The organism is Vibrio sp. M260118 (assembly GCF_036533755.1).
Taxonomy (GTDB): domain Bacteria; phylum Pseudomonadota; class Gammaproteobacteria; order Enterobacterales; family Vibrionaceae; genus Vibrio.
Window position 1 is genome coordinate 1 of the sequence record NZ_JATABG010000471.1, and the last position, 3,352, is coordinate 3,352.

The 3,352-nt window shown below is 43.9% G+C and carries 2 protein-coding genes and 1 pseudogene; 1 reads left to right on the forward strand and 2 read right to left on the reverse strand.

All coding sequences use genetic code 11. The features are described 5' to 3' along the window. Window positions 1-242: 242 nt before the first annotated feature. Window positions 243-1,358 (forward strand): aspartate-semialdehyde dehydrogenase, encoded by a 1,116-nt coding sequence (gene asd / locus QTO00_RS18495; protein ID WP_331426076.1) that lies wholly within the window; start codon window positions 243-245, stop codon window positions 1,356-1,358. 171 nt (window positions 1,359-1,529) lie between these two features. Here the strand turns inward: asd and QTO00_RS18500 are convergent. Together QTO00_RS18500 and QTO00_RS18505 are read right to left on the reverse strand one after the other, a co-directional pair. Then, a pseudogene (locus QTO00_RS18500) lies at window positions 1,530-2,259 on the reverse strand (ion transporter). 49 nt (window positions 2,260-2,308) lie between these two features. After that, complete coding sequence (locus QTO00_RS18505; protein WP_331426077.1) at window positions 2,309-2,947, reverse strand: YchE family NAAT transporter; 639 nt, start codon at window positions 2,945-2,947, stop codon at window positions 2,309-2,311. Between the last annotated feature and the right edge of the window lie 405 nt (window positions 2,948-3,352).

Consider the following 3,352-nt stretch of genomic DNA (forward strand, 5'->3'; position numbering starts at 1 on the left):
TATCTGTGCTAGTGTGTAAAACAATTGTGGCACGAGTTTTTTGTTTGTGTTTCCTGTTAACTTGGCTTCTTACGTAAAAGTAACCAACGATGAAAAAGTCGACAAAACAATGCGTTTGGACGCTTTTTACGGGTTAATTAATAAAAGTTACAGGTTTGGCGCATTTTTCTCTTGAGATTTTGTCGCGAAAATTGAATATTGAAGCATTACCTTTTAATAATTGCATACACGGAGAGTTGAGAATGAGAGTAGGTTTAGTAGGTTGGCGTGGCATGGTAGGTTCAGTACTAATGCAGCGTATGGTGGAAGAGAAAGATTTTGACCTCATCGAGCCCGTTTTTTACAGTACATCTCAAGTAGGTATTCCTGCACCGAACCTAGGTAAAGAGGCAGGCGTACTTCAAGATGCATTTGATATCGAGAGCCTAAAGCAACTTGACGCAGTGATTACCTGTCAGGGTGGCAGCTATACAGAGAAAGTCTACCCAGCGCTACGCCAAGCAGGTTGGAAAGGGTACTGGATTGACGCTGCATCAACATTGCGTATGGCACAAGACTCTATCATCACGCTTGACCCAGTAAACCTAAACCAAATCCAGCAGGGTATCCATGGTGGTACTAACACCTTTGTTGGTGGTAACTGTACGGTGAGCTTGATGCTGATGGGCTTGGGCGGTCTGTTTGAAAAAGGCCTAGTTGAGTGGACGAGTGCGATGACTTACCAAGCAGCTTCAGGTGCCGGTGCACAAAACATGCGTGAGCTTATCTCTCAAATGGGTGTGATTAACGATTCAGTCAGTTCTGAGCTAGCTAACCCTTCAAGCTCTATTCTCGATATCGATAAAAAAGTGGCTGACACAATGCGCAGCGGCTCGTTCCCAACGGATAAGTTTGGTGTTCCGTTAGCAGGTTCTTTAATCCCTTGGATTGATGTTAAGCGTGATAATGGCCAAAGCAAGGAAGAGTGGAAAGCGGGGGTTGAAGCGAACAAGATCCTTGGCTTCCAAGATGCGCCAGTGCCAATCGACGGTACCTGTGTCCGCATCGGTGCAATGCGTTGTCACTCTCAGGCGTTGACCATCAAGCTGAAGCAGAATGTTCCTATGGATGAAATCGAAGAGATGATCGCCACTCACAATGATTGGGTTAAAGTGATTCCAAACGATCGTGATATTACTGCGCAAGAGCTAACACCAGCGAAGGTGACGGGTACACTCTCTATTCCAGTCGGCCGTCTGCGTAAGATGGCAATGGGTGATGACTTCCTAAATGCCTTTACAGTCGGCGACCAACTACTTTGGGGTGCAGCAGAGCCGTTACGTCGCACATTACGTATTATCTTAAATGAAAAAGCTTAATCTCAATTTGACTCGCCTTTATTAATCAAGACCCTACTTCTTAGTAGGGTCTTTTTATTTAGGTAAGCAATGAATGCTCTCTACCTTTTGCTTGCTGGAGGTACGGCCAACGCAGCATGGTTCGTTAGCCAAGTTGGTCGGCGTGAGCACTCCTTGTCTCTGCATGCAACGTTAGCTTGATTTTTCAACCGGTACGACACGTTGATCCGGGTCAGCTAATTCACCACCACAGTGCTTACAGTGCAGGGCGTCACTGTCATGCCCTGTTTGCATGCAGTTGGGGCATTTAACCAGTGTTTTATGTAAGTTCATTTCTTGATTTAGTTCAGCCGTAATAATCCCTGTTGGCACCGCTATTATTGAATAACCTAAAAGCATCGTCAGCGAAGCGATGGCTTTACCCAACGCGGTTTGCGGTACTAAGTCACCATATCCGACCGTAGTAATGGTCACAATCGCCCAGTAAATACTTTTTGGAATACTAGTGAAGCCGTTTTGGGGGCCTTCTATTACGTAAATTAATGCACCGAAAATGGTGACCAAAATGGCGACAGTGGTAAAAAAGATAAAAATCTTGCGCTTGGCCATCAGCAGAGATCTGAGCAAGATATTCGAGTCTTGTAGATATCGCACCAGTTTTAAGATGCGGAAGATGCGCATTATCCTCAAAGCTCGAATCACACCCATAAACGAAGCGGCAGGGAAGAAAAAAGCTAAATAGGTAGGGAGAATCGCGAGTAAATCAATAGTACCGTAAAAGCTTTTCGCGTACGCGGCGGGTTTTGGAGAACAGTAAAGCCTTAACAAATACTCGAGCGTGAACAGGGCAGTAAAGGTGTACTCAGTATACCGGACCAAAGATAATAACGTATAAGTGATGCTTTAAAGAGTGTCTCGGCATGATAGAACGATGTTGATTTAGGTCGCTCTATCATACTCGATTAAATTAATTAGGCTAACCCTGGGAAAAGATTGCGTAGGCCATTCGCAATAAACTCAATACCCAAAGCGCCCAGTATCAGACCCATGATACGTGTGATCACGTTGATACCAGTTTGCCCTAGGAAACGGACGATCAGTGGTGCAGAGCGGAACAGCAGCCATGTACAGGTAGCAAACACCAAGATGGTGATAATAATCCCAACAGTGTCAAACATGCCCGGGTAACGAGAGCCGTAAACAATCGTCGAGCTGATTGCACCTGGTCCAGCCATCAGTGGCATTGCTAGTGGCACAACACCGATCTGCTCGCGGCTTACATACTCTGACTTCTCTTGCTTGTTCTGTTTATCTTCACCGAGCTTACCGCTCATCATCGAAAACGCGATGCTTAGCAGTAGCAAACCGCCTGCTACACGAAACGAGTCAAGTGAGATACTAAACATGTCTAATAGCATTTGGCCAGCCATCAGAGAGACGACCAGAATAATGGCAACCGCAAGGTTGGCAGTCAGTGCCGTTTTGTTCTTCTCTTCTTGAGTCATATGACTGGTTAAAGACACAAACACCGGCATGATACCGACGGGGTTAACCGCAGCGACTAAGCCGAGGAAAAACTGCAGAAATATAGCGATTTCGAATGTTTGCATGAGCAGTGCCTAGACAAATATGAAATGGAACAGGTCAGATGCGGAATATAGTCTAAATTTAGTGAATGAACGAATGAAAAAAACTAAAGCTAAAGCCATTTCATTACTGAGAAAATCTTATCATTGAATGAAACGTAAATACGAATGACATACTTTGTTAAGTACAATACTGTGTTGTAGCTAAATGGTTTTCATAAACGTTAACACTCGCACACTTTCAATAAATAATCGGTACGTGTGTAGAGAGAAAAACCACTTTGGATATACTCTCAGTAGCACAATCTTTATGGATTACATGTAAGTGTGTGGTCAAAAAATGAAACTTTTTTACAAAATGTAGTCATTTAATAAAACCAAGTGTTTGATTGCTGCAAAAATGCTCAATAGCATTATGTGATTTAACTC